Here is a 16,251-nt window from a genome sequence, read left to right on the forward strand (position 1 = left end):
TTCGAGTCCCGCCGCGAGCCACGGCTCGTGTAGCTCAATCGGCAGAGCGCTAACGTTCCCCTCACCGACTTGATCTCGGGTGCGCCCTTTGACCACAACTGAATACGCACCTCCCGGTGCGCAGGTGAACGGATACTTCGAGGTTCAATTCCTTGCAGGCCCCCCATGGGCCTGTTGCCCCATCTGGCGGGGCTGCTCCGTACACCGCCTTGATCTCGGGAGGGAGCACATGCTTCGCGGGTGCCCGGTGCGCAGGCCACGGATACTTCCTTTGTAATCCGGAGGGCGTGGGTTCAAATCCCATCGCCGTCGCAACTCCTCGCACGAGGACGAGACGGCGTAGCTCAGCACGGTAAGAGCACCGGACCTGTCGGACCGTGGCCGACTTCTGATCTCGGGCGCCCCCGCGAATTCTTCAAGGGCTCCCTCCGTCCATGGAAGGGAGCTCTTGCTCATGGCGAAGTTCAACCGTCCCGCGGTTCGCCCCGCCGTCTCCGGCCCCATTCGCGGCGAGGCGATGCCGTCCGGTCGCACCCATGAGGGCGCCCCCGGATACGTCCGCGACGCCAAGGGCGAGCTCTTCCTCCTGGCCGTCGCGAACATGGTCGGCGAGAGCACCTTCTACGAGAAGGCCGACGACCGCGACGCCCGGTATCGCGAACTCGTCCACCGCGTCGCCCTCGATGACCCGCTCTGGCTCCTCCGGATGCTCAAGTGGCTGCGTGCCGAGGGCAACATGCGCAGCGCGCCGCTTGTGGGCGCCTGCGAGATGGTCAAGGCTCGCCTCGACGCCGGTGCCGATCCGATCATGATCGACGACTTCGACGGTTCGCTGCCCGCGCGTGGCATCGACCGGCGAGTGATCGACGTGGTCTGCCGTCGCGCGGACGAGCCGGGCGAGCTACTGGCCTACTGGACGTCCACCTACGGCCGCGCGATTCCCAAGCCGGTCAAGCGCGGTGTCGCCGACGCCGTCCAGCGCCTCTACGACGAGCGGTCGCTGCTGAAGTACGACACCGCGAGCAAGGGCTTCCGGTTCGCCGACGTCATCGACCTCGTCCACCCTTCGCTCGCGCCGGAGAAGGCGTGGCAGGGCCACCTGTTCCAGTACGCCCTCGACCGGCGGCACAACCGCGCCACGGCGCCCGACCCGAACGTCCTCGGCACTCTCGCGTTCAACCTGGCCTTCCTGGAGTCCGCCGCCGAGCGGCCCGAGCGGGTGCTGGACGGGGAGGCGCTCCGGCAGGCCGGACTCACGTGGGAGAACGCCCTGTCGCTGGCAGGTTCCCAGGTCGACAAGGCCCGGTTGTGGGAAGCGCTCATCCCCTCCATGGGGTACATGGCGCTGTTGCGCAACCTGCGCAACTTCGACGAGGCGGGCGTGAGCGACGAGGTCGCCGAGGCCGTCGCGGCGAGGCTCGCCGATCCCGAGCAGGTCGCGCGGTCACGGCAGTTCCCGTTCCGGTTCTTCTCGGCGTACCTGGCGGCTCCGTCACTGCGGTGGGGCCACGCCCTCGACAAGGCGCTCACCACGGCGACCGCGAACGTGCCCGCCTTCCCCGGCCGGACGCTCGTGCTGGTGGACACCTCGGCGTCCATGACGTCGCGCGGCGTCTCCGAGCGGTCGAAGATGAACTACGCGCAGATGGCGGCCCTCTTCGGTGTCACCCTCGCGGCCCGTGGCAACGCCGTCGACCTCCACGGGTTCGCCGACCGCACGTTCCGCCACGACGTCGGTCGCGGAGCGTCGGTGCTACGCGAGGTCGACCGTCTCGTGAAGCGGGTCGGTGAGGTCGGGCACGGCACCCGGATCGCCGAGTCGGTGCGGGCGACCTACGCCGGCCACGACAGGGTGATCATCCTGTCGGACATGCAGACGTTCCACGGAGGCCGGGCCGGCAACGTCGCCGACGCCGCGCCGAAGCACGTGCCGATGTACGGGTTCAACCTCGCCGGCTACCGGCACGGCGCGATACCGACCGGCTCGGGCACCCGTCACGAACTCGGCGGCATGACGGACGCGACCTTCCGGATGATCCCGCTCCTGGAGGCCGGACGTAACGCCGATTGGCCGTGGCTGTGAAGCGCTCCCGGGCCTCGCCGTACCTCATACGGCGAGGCCCCGGATGCTCTGTCCGGCGTTGACCGGCGTGACGCGATGCTGATCGCCACCTGAAGCCCGCGTCCGTCCTCGCGGAGATCGCGGCCAAGAGGCCGACGCTCGACAACCATCGGACGCCTACACCAGCGTCCTGCCGGACCTGGCTGAGCTTCCCCCAACCACACAGCCGTCGTCCTTGCTCGGCATGGTGCGGCGATCGGTTCCGGATGCGTGGTTCGTCACAGAACGATCTTGCTTGACAGGGCCCTCCTGCATCCCGTTAGTTATTGCATATTGACTGCAGTAGCCGAGGGGATGCATGAGTTCGTCATCGGTGGTCCCGTCAGCTGTGGTTCCGACACCTGACCTCGACGATCTGGGAGCGGCGTCCCGCCGGCGTCGTTACCTGCTGCTTCTGCTCGGGCTTCTGACGGTCTTCTGCGGCACGGTCGTCGCGGCGGTGGGGATGGGCTCGGTGTCCGTTCAGCCGCTGACCGTCCTCGAGATCGTCGGTCATCATCTGATCGGCAGCCCGGCCGAGGTCACCTGGCGGTCGTCGCATGACGCGATCGTGTGGCGGGTCCGGTTGCCGCGTGTGCTTCTCGGTGCGGCGGTCGGTGCCGGGCTCGCCGTCACCGGGATGGCCTTGCAGGCGATGGTGCGGAACATGCTGGCCGATCCGTACCTGCTGGGGGTCAACTCGGGTGGTTCGACGGGTGCCGCGGCCGCGATCCTGTTCGGGTTCGGAGTGGGGTGGGGAGAGCACGCGCTGCAGATCGCGGCGTTCTTGGGCGCGCTCGCCGCCTCGTTGCTGGTCTTCGTGATCGCGCGGGCGGCCGGGCGGATCACCTCGACGCGGCTGCTGATGACCGGGGTGGCCGTCGGGTACGCGCTCTACGCCCTGACCAGCTTCTTGATCTTCGCTTCCGACTCGGCCGAGGGCTCCCGGTCGGTGCTGTTCTGGTTGCTGGGCACCTTGGCGCTGGCGCACTGGTCGGCGCCGCTGGTCGTGGTCCTGGTCGCCGTCGCCCTGGTGACCACGCTGCTCACGTTGTGGGGACGGCGCCTGGACGCGCTGGCGATCGGTGACGAGACCGCGCACACCTTGGGCGTCTCGCCGACGCGGTTCCGGCTGGTGCTGCTGGTCCTGGTGTCCCTGGCCGTGGGGGTGCTGGTGGCCGCCTCGGGCAGCATCGGCTTCGTCGGGCTGGTGATCCCGCACCTGGCCCGGCGCATGGTGGGGGCCACGCACCGCAGGGCCGTTCCCGTCGCCGCGCTGACCGGCGCGACCTTCCTGCTGTGGGCCGACCTGGCCGCCCGCATGGTCCTGAGCCCGCAGGAGCTGCCGATCGGCATCATCACCGCGCTCGTCGGCGCGCCGTTCCTGCTCATCCTGGTCCGCCGCATGCACGCCGGAAGCGAGTGAAATGATCGAAGGAGTCGGGCTCAGCTACGCGTACGGCGCGACGACCGTGGTGCGCGATATCGATGTGCGGGCCGAGTCGGGCCGGGTCCTCGGGCTGCTCGGCCCCAACGGCAGCGGCAAGACCACGGTGGTGCGGATGCTCACCGGGATCGTGACCCCGCGCAGCGGCCGGGTGCTGCTCGACGGGCGTCCGCTGAACTCCTTCACCAATCGGGAGCTCGCCCGGCAGGTCGCCGTCGTGCTGCAGGAGTCGTCGGGCGACCTGCCGATGACCGTGGCCGACATGGTCATGCTCGGCCGGGCGCCGCATCAGGCGATGTTCTCGCGCAACGGCGCGGAGGACCACCGGATCGCGGCGGCCGTCCTGCGCAGGGTCGGCGCACGGCACCTCGCGGACCGGATCTTCGTCGGACTGTCCGGGGGCGAGAAGCAGCGCGTGATGATCGCGCGTGCGCTGGCGCAGCAGCCCACCCATCTGGTGCTCGACGAGCCGACCAACCACCTCGACATCCGTTTCCAGCACGAGCTGCTCACCTTGATCCGCGGGCTCGGCATCACCACGGTCATCGTGCTCCACGACCTCAACCTGGCCGCCCGTTACTGCGACGACGTCCTGGTGCTGCAGGAGGGCGACGTCGTCGCGCACGGGCCCTGCGCCGACGTGCTGACGGCCGAACTGCTCCAGGGCGTCTACGGCGTGGGCGTCGAGCGTCTCGAGACGTCCCGCGGCATCCAGTTCCTCTTCCACCCGCTCGACGCCGTGTCAGAGCCGATGAGCACCCCCGCGTCGGTCTCCACCTCCGGTCGGCCTGAACGGCGTGCCGGTCACCGCAAGGAGTAATCCGCCTGATGAAGCGATACCTCGCCTGGGCCGCGGCCGGTCTGCTGGCCGCCGCGCTCACCGGCTGCGGCTCGACCGGCTCCGGGGCGGGCGGCGACACGATGAGTTACCCCCTGACCGTCGAGAATTGCGGGGTGGACGTCAGGGTGGAGGAGCCCCCTTCCCGCGTCATGATCGTGAACAGCGCGCCGCTGCAGTACCTGTCCACGCTCGGTGTGCTCGACAAGCTGGCCTCGCGGGCCGGGCAGTTCCCACCGGAGTACTACTCCGAAGAGACCCTCGCCGCGGTCAACAAGGTGCCCTCCCTCACCGACCGCCTCGGCTCCGACGGGCACCTGAAGATCTCCACCGAGTCGATCATCGCCCAGGAACCCGACCTGGTGCTCGGCCTGCCGGACGGCGTCTCGCGAGAAGCCCTCGCCGCCGTCGGCATTCCCGTGCTCAACGAGCCCAGCTTCTGCCCCGACGGGATCCAGAACCCCGGCTACGAGACGATCTACGAGCAGATGCGGCTGTACGGCAAGGTCTTCGACCGGCAGGAGAAGGCCGAGCAGGCCGTCAAGGACCTCCAAAAGCGCATCCAGACCGTTCAAGCGGAGCTGCCCGATCAGAACGGCCGCAAGGTCGCCGTGCTGTGGCCCTACCGAGGTGAAGGAACCGTCGGGGCCTACGGCAAGCAGAGCATGGCCACGCCGCAGCTCGAGACGCTCGGCGCCCGCAACGTGTTCGCCGACGTCGACAAGCGCGTCTTCGAAGTCTCGATGGAGGAACTGCTGGCACGCGACCCCGACGCCATCGTCCTGCTGCACACCGATGGGACCGACCGGGAGATCGAGCAGGCTCTGCTCGACATCCCCGGCGCCGACGATCTCCGTGCCGTGAAGAACGACGCGGTCACGGTGCAACTGTTCAACTTCACCGAACCGCCCACGCCTCTGGTCCTGGACGGTCTGGAGCGCCTGGCGACCTACTTCAAGGGGAAGTGAAGCCCGTGCCGTCGAACTCGCCGATCCAGGACCAGATCACCTGGTACTGGGACCAGCACGCCCCCGCCTACCAGCAGTTCCAGGAGCAGCGGCTGGCGCACCCCGACTACAACGCCGCCTGGACCCGGGTCTGGCAGGACGCGTTCCCGGACGACATCGACACCGTCCTCGACGTGGGCACCGGCACCGGCCACGCCGCCTTGACCATCGCCGCCTGGCAGGAGCGAATCGTCGCCGCGGGCTTCGCGGACGTCGAGGTCACTCCGCTGACGGAACTCTACGAGCTCGATGGCGTCCACGGCGTCGCGACGAACTACCGCCGTACCCTGCAGCACCTGATCACCGCGCGAAGCCCTCAGCCGGAGCCGTCCCCCGCCCAAGGCTCGTGATGGTCGGATGACTTCGGGACGAACGCCGCCCGCCGACGTCGCCCGGCCTCGAGGGACGGCGCCTTGCTTGCCGTCGTTCAGGAGGACCACCTCGTCGGCGGCGGGGGAGGCCCGGTGCGCCACCATGAGAGCGGTGCCCTGGGCCGTCCGCATCACCTTCCGGACGGCTGTCTTTACGTCGGCAATGTATTCATATCCCTTCCGGAATGTTTCGGCCCCGACCCTGCACGGCGGTACTCCTGGGCGCCGTGGCCCGGATGCGCGCGGCCGGTCACCGTGCTGCTCGCGCACACCCCAACTGCAGCGCTGATCGGCCCTCGCGACGTGCGTGACGACATCGCGCGTCAGTCCAGGAGGGTGTCGCCGATCCAGCCGTTGGACGTGCAACCGGGCGGGAGGGCGAAGACGGCGGAGCCGATGGGCGTGGTCCATGAGTTGAGGAGATCGGCGTCGGCGAGCCGTTGCTGGACGGGGACGAACTGGCGTGCGATGTCGGCCTGGTAGGAGACGAACAGCAACCCGGTGTCGGTGACGCCGCCCGAACTGATGCTCTCGTCGTAGTTGTAACTCCGGCGGAGCATGCGCAGGGCGGGATCGGGGACGTGGGCGCGGCGGATGTGGGCGGCGTCGTGGATGACGGAGAATCCGATGCGGTCCTTGGCCTCGAAGTCGGGTTCGTCGTGTTCGCGGCGGCCGGTGAGCGGGGCGCCGTCCGCGAGGCGGCGGCCGATGGAGAACTCCTTGGCCGCCTCATCGGCTTCGTCCCATTTTTCCAGCTTCATGTGAATGCGGCGCAGGACCATGAGCGTGCCCCCGCGCAGCCATTCGGGTCCGTCGGTGATCCAGACGGCCTTGTCGAGGTCGGTGGGCTGGACGGTGCCGTCGAGCTGGCCCATGAGGTTGCGCTGCGTCTGGCCTGCGGGCTGGGAGGTGGGCGGGCGCCGGAAGCCGCGCTGCGTCCAGCGGACGGTCGCGAAGGCGCGGGCGTCCTTGGCGATCAGGCGCAGGGCGTGGGCGAGCGTGACGGCGTCGTCGGCGCAGAGCTGGACGAGCAGGTCGCCGCCGCTCCAGCGGTCCTGCAACCGGTCGATGCGGAACGCGGGCAGCTCGATGGGCGGCCGGAGGCGTTCCAGATCGACGGCGGTGAACAGGCCGGGCCCGAATCCGAAGGTGACGGTGAGGCGGGCGGGGATGCCGGCGAGTTCGGGCTGGGCGTCGGCCAGGCCCGCTTCGCCTCGGGTGAGGCGGCGGGCGTCGTCGGTGAGGATGCGCATGAGGCGGCCGAGGGCTTCGCGGTCGGTGCCGGGCCGCAGGTCCAGGCCGAGGAAGGCGGCGTGGGTCTGCGGATCGGTGGCGATCCCGGCCTGATGGGGGCCGTGGAAGGGCTCGGCGGCCGGTGCCGCGGGGTTGCGGGGCCGCTCGTCCGGGCCGGGGGCGGCGAGGTAGCCGCCGGTGGCGGCGAGCGTGGAGCCCGCCGCCACCGCGCCTCCGACGAGCAGGCCGCGCCGGGTGAGGTCGCGGCCCATCGTCAGTGCCCCGGCTCGTAGGACTCGTTGCCGCCGTTGAACTCCTTGGCGAGCGCGGAGAACTCGACCGTGGACTTGTCGGCGAGGGTGAGGGTGAACGCGACCTTCTGCCCGGGTTCGATCGGTGCGGTGACGCCCATCAGCATGATGTGGTAACCACCGGGCTTGAGCTCGAGCTCGCCCTTCGCGGGGACGACGAAGCCGCCTTGCTTGGCCCGCATCTTCATCTCGCCTCCCGCGCCGACGACCTCGTGCAGTTCGACCTTGGGCGAGGCCGGGGTCGCGGCCGACACGATCGTGACGTCGGCGCCGGTGGCGTTGGTGATGGTGCCGAACGCCGCGGTCATGCCCTCATCGACGGTCTTGACCCAGGGATCGGTGATGGTCAGTGCCGCCTTGGGGGCCTGGGCCGCGGTGGTCGCGGCGGCCGGGCTCGCCGGGTCGCCCTCACCGCCGCAGGCCGACAGCGGCAGGGTCAGGACGCCGAGGACGGGGACGAGCATGCGCATTTTCATGGGTGCGTTCCTTCGTGAGAGTCGATGGCACTGCCTCGCCGGCGGTGCCTTTGGTGGGCGTGGGGTCAGGACGCCGCCGACCGTGTGCGGCTTCGGTGCCGGATCACTGCACCGATGAGGGCGTCGAGTACGAGGAAGGCGACGAGGGTGTAGCCGAACAGCGGGACGAGCCACGCGGAGCCCAGTGCGAGCGCACCGAGCAGAACCGGCAGCCACGGCGGCGCGCTGCGCCAGGCGCCGCGCGGAATCGGACGGCCGAAGCCGTGCCGTCCGCGCCGCCACCACATTCGGTAGCCCAGCACGATCAGCGTGATGAGCCCAGACGCCAGCGCGACCAGAACGAGCTGGTTGACCAGGCCGAACAGCGAGCCCATGTGGGCGGAGATCCCGATGGCGGTCAGCTTGGCGGGGAACGGGTGGTCGGCGAACCGAAGCGTGTCGACGACCTGCGCGGAGGCCGGGTCGATCGCCTTGGAGTCCTGCCGCAGCGGCCACGACCGGTCGACCTGCTGCACCACGAACGCCTCGTCGGCCGCCTTGGGGTAGGTGACCTCGACCGGGCCGTCCAGGTCCGCCGCCGCCAGAACCCGGTCGACCTCGGCCCGGTGCGCGGACGCGCCGTGGTCGTGGCCGTGGCCCGCGCCGCCGGAACCGTGGTGGCCGGTGGCCGCCGTCCCCGCCAGGGTCGGGGTGACGCCGTTGAGCTTGGTCTGCAGCACGTCGACGCGTGCTCCGGCGTGCTGCGACCAGGTCAGGCCGGTGGCGGACAGGAACAGCAGGCCCGCGGCCGCCCACAGTCCGACCGTGCCGTGCAGCGACAGTGTCCGGCGCCGCCCCCGGGCGTTCAGGTCGGGGACGGCCGGCTCGCGGCGCCGCTTGTGCCGCCGCGAGAACCACAGGACCAGGCCGCCGAGCACGACGACCCACAGCCAGGACGCGGCCATCTCGCTGTACAACCGCCCGGGATCGCCCAGGTGCAGATGGCGGTGAGTCTGGGACAGCCATGCCCGAACCGGCAGGGCTTCGGACGAGCCGTAGACGATCAGCTCGCCCTTCACCGTCCCGCGGTAGGGATCGACGTAAACGGCGAGCTTCTCCGAGGTGCCCAGGCCGGCGGCGTCCATGAGGACCCGGGTCGTCTGGCCGTCCTCCACCGAGGGACGGACGCCGAGGACGGACGCGTCGGGGCGGGCCGCCTCGGCGATCCGCACCTGCCGCTCGACCGGCAGCCGCTCACCCGCGGACGGCACCTGCAACCGATCGGCGTAAATGATCTTCTCGGCCTGCCACGAGCCCGCGTACAGCAGGCCCGTGCCAGCGGCCACGAGCAAGAAGGGCGCGATGAGCACGCCCGCGTAGAAGTGCAGGCGCAACGCCAACGCCTGGAGCCCGCCTTTAGCGGACGGGGTCGCCCGTGCGGGTTCGGGCGGGGCGGAAACAGGGCTTAGCAGGGACAATGTCGGCTCCGTTGTCCGTTGAGATCAGCCGGCCGGCGCGGCGGTGAGCGCACGGACGTTGGGCGGCATCGACCGAATGAGGCCGTGGGCGCGTCGGGAGGCCATGCTCGGTGGAGTCATGGTCGGGTTCTCGCTTTCGGTACGAGATGGATCAGCAAGGTCAGAGCACCGCCGAACAAGACCAGGACCGGGCCCGGCGGCAGGTCGAAGAGCAGGGCGAGCGCGAACCCGCCCAGGTCGAAGGCGAGTCCGCACCCGATCGCCCACCCGGCCATCGACGTCAGGGAACGTCCGAGCTGCCGAGCGGCGAGTACGGGCAGGAGTGTGAGGGCGTCCACCAGCAGCACGACGGTGAGCGGCCCCACTGACACGCCGGAGCACAACGCCGGTTCCCGGTCGTGCAGCAGCGCCGCGAACGCGAGCCGCACCGAGGTGCAGCCCCAGCAGGGACTGCACCTCTGCCGGCGAACTCAACGCAGCTCCCGCAGTCGGCCCGCCGCCATCTCCGTGACCCGGTCGCACGCACGCACCACGGCGCGATCGTGCGTGGCCACCACAACGGTCACGGGGACGGCGCCCAGCAGCGTCGCGACCTGCTCCTGCCCGGCGACGTCGAGCGCGGCCGTGGGCTCGTCGGCCAGCAGCACACCCGCCCCCGCGCTCACCTGCCCCAGGGCACGGGCGAGGTAGGCGCGCTGCAACTGCCCGCCCGACAGGCTCGACAACGGCCGATCCAGCAGCCCCGCCAGCCCGAGATCCGCGGCGGCGCGGCGGGACGCGGCAACGTCCCCGCCACTGGCCAGCAGTTCACCGACCAGCAGCGGAAAGCGGCCCGCCGTGCGCCGCTGCGGGATCCACGCGACCTGGCGGCGCCGCACGGCCCAGTCGGCCGCGCGGCGCGCGATCCGGCCGCCGACCTCGATGTCACCGCTGACGTCGCGGTGCAACCCGAGGACGGCGCGCAGCAGCGTGCTCTTACCGGACCCGTCGGTCCCGGTGAGAGCGACGCGCTCGCCCGGCTCGACGCGCAGGTCGACGGCGTCGACCGCGCGCGACCGGCCGTACCGGCAGCAGACCGAGTGGAGCCGCAGGGCCAGGGCGCCCGGCAGCTCCCCGCTCACGTGCGGAGAACGGCGGATCCGGGCAGGGGAAGGTACGCGCCGAGCATGGCGCGTCTGGAAGTACTGATCATCGATGGCTCCCGGACGAGGTGTGAAGGACGTCCGGGCGGCGCGGCGACGTGCACCGCGGCGGCCCGGCGGCGTGCTTCGCCCCGGGAGCGCCGCATCGGAAGGATCAGGATCGAATCACCGATCAGGCGGCCGTCCCCGGGACGCTCCACGCCCCGGGAGGACCGCGCCGTACCACGGCGTACCGCAGGACGGCCTGGACGGGCTCGCGCTCGTCGGCCCGCGCGCGGACGCTCGGGCGAGGCCCGGCAGGCGACTGCCCGGCCGCCAGGTACATCAGGAAGACCAGGGGCCGCAGAACCCAGCCGGCCAGTTGCCGGACCATGGCGCACAGCCGCGCCTCGCCCCATTCGAGCCAGGCGGACGTCACGAGCACGCTCACCGCGTGCATCAGCAGCATCGTCAGGCCCGGGGCACCGCCGTGGTCCATCCCCTCCATGCCCGCGCCGCCGCCCATGGGCGCGGCCGGAGCGGCGGGCGCCGTCCCGTGCGTCCCGTGGGCCGCCGTCAGCAGAAAGTGCAGCACGACCTGCGACAAGGCGGTGGCGGGCAGGATGGAGGCACGCGTGCGCTCCCGGCCGGTCAGCGCCAGCGCGGGCACCAGAATGATCAGAAAGCCGGCCAGCGTCGCGGCCGGGTCCAGGGAGCCGCCGCCGAACAGGTGCCCGAGCGCGGCGAGCCCGGCGCACGAGGCGGCGAAGCTCGCCGCGCGCACCCATCGCACCACCGACCACGGACCCATGTCGCTCGGATACTCCCACAATCACGGACGGACAGAAACGGTTCGGGCAGGCTGCGCCCGATGGGGAGCGAGGTGTGTTCAGAACACGTTCTCACCCCCCGCATCGGCGACAGCCGTGCGCGTCGTGTCCTCGCGGACCCGAATGTACTACAGGTCGTAGTACATCGCCCGGGATCTTCTCGATGCATCGTCTCGGCAGCGGCGCCGGCGATGACCGGAGGTCCCGATTCCCGGACCCGATTGGCGCTGTCGGCCATGACTTGTGCCGGGTTGAGCTCACGTATGTGAGGGAATCCGGTGCGAATCCGGACCTGTCGCGCAGCGGTGAGGGGACTGGCGAGGCACGAGATCACTGGGCCGCCGGGCCTGGGAGTGTGCCTGGTCGATGGCGTCCCGGCAACCCTGACTGGTGACCGGCTCGGCGGCGCGGCCGGGGCTCTTCGAGCTGGCCCTGGCCCTCGACCCGGCGCTCAACACCGACGTGCCCCGGCCTTCCTGCCCGATCGCCGGCCGGTGCCCGTGGGGGAGTGGCCGCCGACGCCCGGAACCTACAAGGCCCAGGCCGCAGAGTGGCGCGCGCGGTGCGCGCCGCCGCCATGCCGACCCTGAACCTGGGAAGCTGGCTCTGCCGTTCGGCGTAGACCACCCATCGCCACGTGCTGCTCGCCGCCGACCCCAACGCGGTCGGGGGCGGCTGGGCGTCCCCGCTCACCACCGGCTCCAGCAAGAATGCGCGATCGACGTGCCCGCCGGACCCGACCCCGCCGAGATCATGCTGAGCTGGCTGGCCACTCCGTGCCGCAGCCGGTGAGCGCCGTGATGGTCAGCAGGGCCGGGTGATGTTCGGACGCATGGTTCTCCCTCAGCAGGGGGGCAGGGCGGTGACCGTCACCGTGCCGGTGAGCTCGTCGTGCCGGACCGCGGCCCGGACGCCGTAGGCGTCGGCCAGCGCCTCCGGGGGTGAGGACCCGCGCGGGCGTCCCCGCGGGCGGCGATGCGCCCCCCGTTCAAGAGCGCCAGCTCGTCGCAGAACCGCGCGGCCTGGGTCAGGTCGTGGAGGACGACCGCGACCGCGGCTCCGCTCTGCGCGCGCGCCCGCAGCAGGTTGAGAACGGTGAGCTGGTGGCGCAGATCGAGGGCGGCGACGGGTTCGTCGGCGAGCAGCACATCGGTGCGCTGGGTCAGCGCCTTCGCCACGTACACCAGCTGGCGTTTGCCGCCCGACAGCGTGGGCACGGCCCAGTCCGCGAGATGCGCGATCCCGGCCGTCTCCATGGCCTCGGCTGCGGCGGCGTGATCGGCCGGGCTCTCCGCGCGCAGCCGGCCGATGTGGGGATGACGTCCCATGAGGACCACTTCGCGGACCGTGAGGGCGAACGTCGTGCGGGTGCTCTGCGGCACATGCGCGACGCGGGTCGCGAACTCCCGCACCGGGTACGCGCGCACGGCGCGGCCGTCCAGTTCGACCCGGCCCGCGCCGGGGCGGACGAGCCCGGCCAGCGTGCGCAGCAGGGTCGACTTCCCGGCGCCGTTCGGCCCCACCAGGCCGACGACGGCGCCGGGCCGGCCACGCACGGTGCGCTCGTCCGGCGCGTTGGCCACCAGGGCGGACACCACGGCGCCGAGCAGCGCGTTGAACGTGATCCCGGTCAGCAGCAGGGTGCTCATCGAACCGGACCGGCTGAACGCGGCGATCCCGTGCACCAGGGCCAAGGTGATCATGGCCCCGCCGAACGCGGCCGCCGGGAGCACCCAGCCGGCCGCGCCGGTGACCAGGGCCAGCACCGCGCCCACGGCGGCGCCGCTGGACACCCCGGTGACCCCCGGTTCGGCGAGCGCGTTGCGGAACAGCGCCTGCACGGCGCCGGACCTCCTCGTCGCCGGGGCGCGGCGAGGCGACACCCACAGAACGCTCACCCCGCCTCTCTCCAAGAACCCGTCACCCGGCCTGCTGTACAGTAACGATAATCATTATCTCTGCCGAGGTGGCCGGGCAGACCGAGCCGCGGGGGGTGAAGGTCGTCGGTAGGCAGAGACGCAGGGAGCGGGTCAGCGGCGGGCGGTCGAGACCCGGCAGCGGCTGCTGGACGGCGGGCCGCTGCCGGAGCGTCTCGAGAACGCCGGACCGGTTCGAGGGCGAACTGGTCGCGATGCTCGTCCGTTACCTCACGCCGGAGCGTCCCCGAGTACCGCGGTGAGCCGGGCCTCGACGCCGTCCAGCGCCCGGTCGACCATGTAGGCGAAGATCTGTTCGCGTTCCCAGCCGTCGGTGAGCACGGTCGCGAGGGCCGCCGCCCCCGGACGGGACGGGTCGTCGCGGAGTTCGGCGAGACGGCGGGCGATGGCGGCGCGCAGCTTCGGCGCGGCGTCGCGCTCGTCTTCGGAGGCGATCAGGTGGACTGCCGCGTTCAGCAGGGTCACGTAGGCGGCCGGGGCCTCGTCACCGAAGCCGGCGGCGGCGAGCCGGCCGACGCCCTCCTCGATGATGGTCGTGGCGGCCGGGACGATCGGGGCGGCGACGCCGAGCCAGCGTGCGACCCCCGGGTGGGCGAGCAGCACCGGCCGCATGGACGTCAGCAGCGTGTGGAACCACGGGCGCCAGCCGAGGCCGGGGTCGGGCAGCGGCGCCCGGCGCAGGATTGCGTCGACCACGGCGATCTCCACCGCCCCGCGGTCTCCGACATGGTGGGTGATCGCGGTGGGCCAGCAGTCGAGGGCGGTGGCCAGGTCGCGCAGCGACCATCCGGAGAGGCCGCGTTCGGCCGTCAGTGCCACGCCCGCCTCGACGATCTCCGCCGCGGTCAGCGGCCGCTGGTCGCGGGCGCTGCGGGGGCCGCGCGTCCCGCCCGCCCGGCGCCGCGGGACGTCCCGTCCCGTTTCCGAAGGGCTCATCGCTCCTCTTCCCAATGCCCCCACCCGAAGGTAGGTTAGGCAACCTTTTGTACAGCGAACAAATCCGGACGGAGGCGTCATGACTCCCGGTCCCGCACGCGAACCCGACGGCTCGGAGCAGGCGAAAGCGGCGTCGGGCGTGGCGTCGCCCTCGAAGGGGGAACGGCCGGACGGTGATCTGGGGCCCGGCGCGGTGCGGCGCGCGGGCTGGATCCTCGCCTGCGTCGTCACGGTCCAGTTCCTCGTCTCGCTGGACCTGTCGCTCGTCAACGTCGCGCTTCCGGCGGTCCAGAACGATCTCCGGCTCTCCGCGAGCACCCTGAACTGGGTCGTCGTCGCCTACGTTATCGTCAACGGCGGTTTCCTCCTGGCGGGCGGACGGACGGGCGACCTGCTCGGCCGCCGCCGCGTCCTGGCCGCCGGACTCGTGGTGTTCGCGCTGGCCAGCGTGGCCGGTGGGCTCGCGACCGGCGGAGGGCCGCTGGTGGCGGCGCGGGCGCTGCAGGGCCTGGGCGCGGCCGCCGCGTCCCCGGTCGCGCTCGCGCTGGTGACCGCGCACTTCCCCGAGGGGCCGGCCCGGGCGCGGGCGCTCGGGCTGTGGGCGGCGGCGACCGTGGCGGGCGGCGCGGTCGGCGTGGTGGCCTCCGGCGTGCTCACCGAGACGCTCGGCTGGCGGGCGGTGCTGCTGGTGAACGTGCCCATCGCCGCGTTCGGCCTGCTCGCGGCCGCACGGCTGCCCGGCGACCGGGCCCGCCGCGACGTCCGCCCGGACGTCCTCGGCGCCGTCCTCGCCACGTCCGGCATGAGCCTGCTGGTCCTCGGCGTCTCGGTCGCCGACGCGGAGGGCTGGACGGCGCCGCTCACCCTCGGCGCCCTCGCCGCCGGGCTCGCGGTGCTCGCCGCGTTCGTCCTGGCGGAACGGCGGGCCGCCGACCCGCTCGTCAGGCTCGGGCTGTTCGCGCACCGCGCGGTGCTCGGCGCGAACGTGTTCGGCTTCCTCATCACGGCGGGCCAGCTCGCGAGCTTCTACTTCGTCTCGCTGCACATGCAGCGGGTGCTCGGCTACGACGCGCTGAGCACCGGCCTGGCCTTCCTGCCGTTCTGCCTGGGCTCGGTGGCGGGAATGCTCGTCGCGACCCGGACGCTCGCCCGCGTCGGCCCCCGCGTCATCCTCGTCGGGGGAGGGTTGGTCGGGGCGGCCGGGATGGCGTGGTTCGGGCTCGGCGGTCCCGGCGGCACGTTCTGGTCGGACGTCCTCGGGCCGTCGCTCGTCGCGAGCGTCGGGATCGGCGCGAGCTTCGTCGCGATGGGTTCGGCCGCCACGACCGGCGTCCCCGCCGAGGACGCGGGCATGGTGTCCGGGCTGCTCAACAGCTTCCGGCTCGTGGGCGGCGCCTTCGGTCTCGCCGTGCTCGGGACGCTCGCCACGACCGTCACCGGCCGCGGCGCCGACCCGTCATCGGTCGCGGCGGCGAGCGCCGGATTCAACGCCGGCCTGCTGGCGGCGGCGTGCCTCCTCGCGGCGGGCGCCCTGTTCTGCCTGATCATCCCCGAGCATCGGCGCGCCGCCGAACCCGAGCGGCCCGGAACCGCCGCCGCCGGCTAGCGCGGGCGGGCGCGGTCGTCCATGGGACGAAGCCGTGGCGGGAGCCGGCGGGCGGCGAGGTCGCCGCCGGTGAGCCAGGCCGCCACGGCATCGGCGTCCTCGCGGGTGAGGATCGGGCCGATGGGCATGGCCGCGCCGCGCGGCCGTCGATCGGTGCCGCAGGGCTGCACCACCAGGTAGCACCCGCTGTCGTGCGCGGCCTCCGACCGGCAGCGCGGTGCCCGCAGCAGGCAGCCGGTCCGGACGAGGACGCCGTGGGGGCAGCGCCGCACGGCGGCGGCGAGTCGCGGCAGCACGTCCCGGTCCGGAGGAAGCGGACGGCAGGGACCTGCCTGGCAGGCGACGAGTGTGAACGGTCGTGCGGTCATCGAACCTCCCTGCGAGTGGTGCCGGTGCTTCCCACGACCACTGAGACCTCGGGCAACGTCTCGTTCACCTTCCACGTCCTCAACACGGTGCGGTGGCGCGGGCGGTCTCACCGGCGGCCCCGCTGCCCGAGGGCGTGCTGACCGGGCGCGGCATGCTCGGCGACGGGTGCATCGACCTGCGGCGGTTCCGCGCCGCCGTCGACGCCGCCGGC

15 protein-coding genes and 1 riboswitch are annotated in these 16,251 nt (G+C 72.0%); of the genes, 6 read left to right on the forward strand and 9 right to left on the reverse strand.

Going from position 1 to position 16,251, the window contains the following annotated elements; translation table 11 throughout:
• Positions 1-454 precede the first annotated feature (454 nt).
• The 5 genes from AB0L25_RS35750 (at position 455) to AB0L25_RS35770 (ending at position 5,743) form a co-directional block, all read left to right on the forward strand.
• A complete protein-coding gene (locus AB0L25_RS35750) occupies positions 455-2,083 on the forward strand; it encodes a TROVE domain-containing protein (RefSeq protein WP_500177407.1) in 1,629 nt (542 codons plus the stop codon).
• Positions 2,084-2,450: 367 nt separating this feature from the next.
• A complete protein-coding gene (locus tag AB0L25_RS35755; protein WP_500177409.1) occupies positions 2,451-3,527 on the forward strand; it encodes a FecCD family ABC transporter permease in 1,077 nt (358 codons plus the stop codon).
• 1 nt (position 3,528) lies between these two features.
• Positions 3,529-4,368: an ABC transporter ATP-binding protein gene (locus tag AB0L25_RS35760; protein ID WP_500177411.1), complete on the forward strand. Its 840-nt coding sequence runs from the start codon at positions 3,529-3,531 to the stop codon at positions 4,366-4,368.
• Positions 4,369-4,376: 8 nt separating this feature from the next.
• The gene (locus AB0L25_RS35765; protein WP_500177413.1) at positions 4,377-5,354 is read left to right on the forward strand and encodes an ABC transporter substrate-binding protein; all 978 of its coding nucleotides are present in this window, start codon (positions 4,377-4,379) and stop codon (positions 5,352-5,354) included.
• Positions 5,351-5,743 (forward strand): hypothetical protein, encoded by a 393-nt coding sequence (locus tag AB0L25_RS35770; protein WP_500177414.1) that lies wholly within the window; start codon positions 5,351-5,353, stop codon positions 5,741-5,743. The genes AB0L25_RS35765 and AB0L25_RS35770 overlap by 4 nt, the downstream gene beginning before the upstream one ends.
• A gap of 344 nt (positions 5,744-6,087) precedes the next feature.
• Here the strand turns inward: AB0L25_RS35770 and AB0L25_RS35775 are convergent, their stop codons facing one another.
• The 8 genes from AB0L25_RS35775 to AB0L25_RS35810 all read right to left on the reverse strand — a co-directional run bounded on the left by AB0L25_RS35775 (position 6,088) and on the right by AB0L25_RS35810 (position 14,065).
• Positions 6,088-7,269 (reverse strand): Dyp-type peroxidase, encoded by a 1,182-nt coding sequence (locus tag AB0L25_RS35775; protein ID WP_500177416.1) that lies wholly within the window; start codon positions 7,267-7,269, stop codon positions 6,088-6,090.
• A 2-nt stretch (positions 7,270-7,271) separates the two neighbouring features.
• Positions 7,272-7,784, reverse strand: coding sequence for a copper chaperone PCu(A)C (locus AB0L25_RS35780; RefSeq protein WP_500177418.1), 513 nt, complete (start codon positions 7,782-7,784; stop codon positions 7,272-7,274).
• 65 nt (positions 7,785-7,849) lie between these two features.
• Positions 7,850-9,163: a PepSY-associated TM helix domain-containing protein gene (locus AB0L25_RS35785; RefSeq protein WP_500177420.1), complete on the reverse strand. Its 1,314-nt coding sequence runs from the start codon at positions 9,161-9,163 to the stop codon at positions 7,850-7,852.
• Between the two features lie 194 nt (positions 9,164-9,357).
• The gene (locus AB0L25_RS35790) at positions 9,358-9,669 is read right to left on the reverse strand and encodes a metal ABC transporter permease (protein ID WP_500177422.1); all 312 of its coding nucleotides are present in this window, start codon (positions 9,667-9,669) and stop codon (positions 9,358-9,360) included.
• Positions 9,670-9,711: 42 nt separating this feature from the next.
• Positions 9,712-10,362, reverse strand: a complete 651-nt coding sequence (locus tag AB0L25_RS35795; protein ID WP_500177424.1) for a metal ABC transporter ATP-binding protein — start codon at positions 10,360-10,362, stop codon at positions 9,712-9,714.
• Positions 10,363-10,555: 193 nt separating this feature from the next.
• On the reverse strand, positions 10,556-11,173 hold the full coding sequence (locus AB0L25_RS35800; protein WP_500177426.1) for a hypothetical protein: 618 nt from the start codon (positions 11,171-11,173) through the stop codon (positions 10,556-10,558).
• Between the two features lie 287 nt (positions 11,174-11,460).
• Positions 11,461-11,577: riboswitch (cobalamin riboswitch) on the forward strand.
• 484 nt (positions 11,578-12,061) lie between these two features.
• On the reverse strand, positions 12,062-13,090 hold the full coding sequence (locus AB0L25_RS35805; RefSeq protein ID WP_500177428.1) for an ABC transporter ATP-binding protein: 1,029 nt from the start codon (positions 13,088-13,090) through the stop codon (positions 12,062-12,064).
• A gap of 249 nt (positions 13,091-13,339) precedes the next feature.
• Positions 13,340-14,065 (reverse strand): TetR/AcrR family transcriptional regulator C-terminal domain-containing protein, encoded by a 726-nt coding sequence (locus AB0L25_RS35810; protein WP_500177430.1) that lies wholly within the window; start codon positions 14,063-14,065, stop codon positions 13,340-13,342.
• Between the two features lie 79 nt (positions 14,066-14,144).
• On the opposite strand from AB0L25_RS35810, the gene AB0L25_RS35815 reads away from it, so the two are divergent.
• Positions 14,145-15,671 carry an MFS transporter gene (locus tag AB0L25_RS35815; RefSeq protein ID WP_500177432.1) on the forward strand — a complete coding sequence of 509 codons (1,527 nt, stop codon included), beginning with the start codon at positions 14,145-14,147 and terminating at the stop codon, positions 15,669-15,671.
• On the opposite strand, the gene AB0L25_RS35820 is transcribed toward AB0L25_RS35815, so the two are convergent.
• Positions 15,668-16,039 carry a hypothetical protein gene (locus tag AB0L25_RS35820; RefSeq protein WP_500177434.1) on the reverse strand — a complete coding sequence of 124 codons (372 nt, stop codon included), beginning with the start codon at positions 16,037-16,039 and terminating at the stop codon, positions 15,668-15,670. The two genes, AB0L25_RS35815 and AB0L25_RS35820, sit on opposite strands and share 4 nt — an antisense overlap.
• Positions 16,040-16,251 lie beyond the last annotated feature (212 nt).

Origin of the sequence: Spirillospora sp. NPDC052242, assembly GCF_040679555.1 — a bacterium.
GTDB lineage: Bacteria > Actinomycetota > Actinomycetes > Streptosporangiales > Streptosporangiaceae > Spirillospora.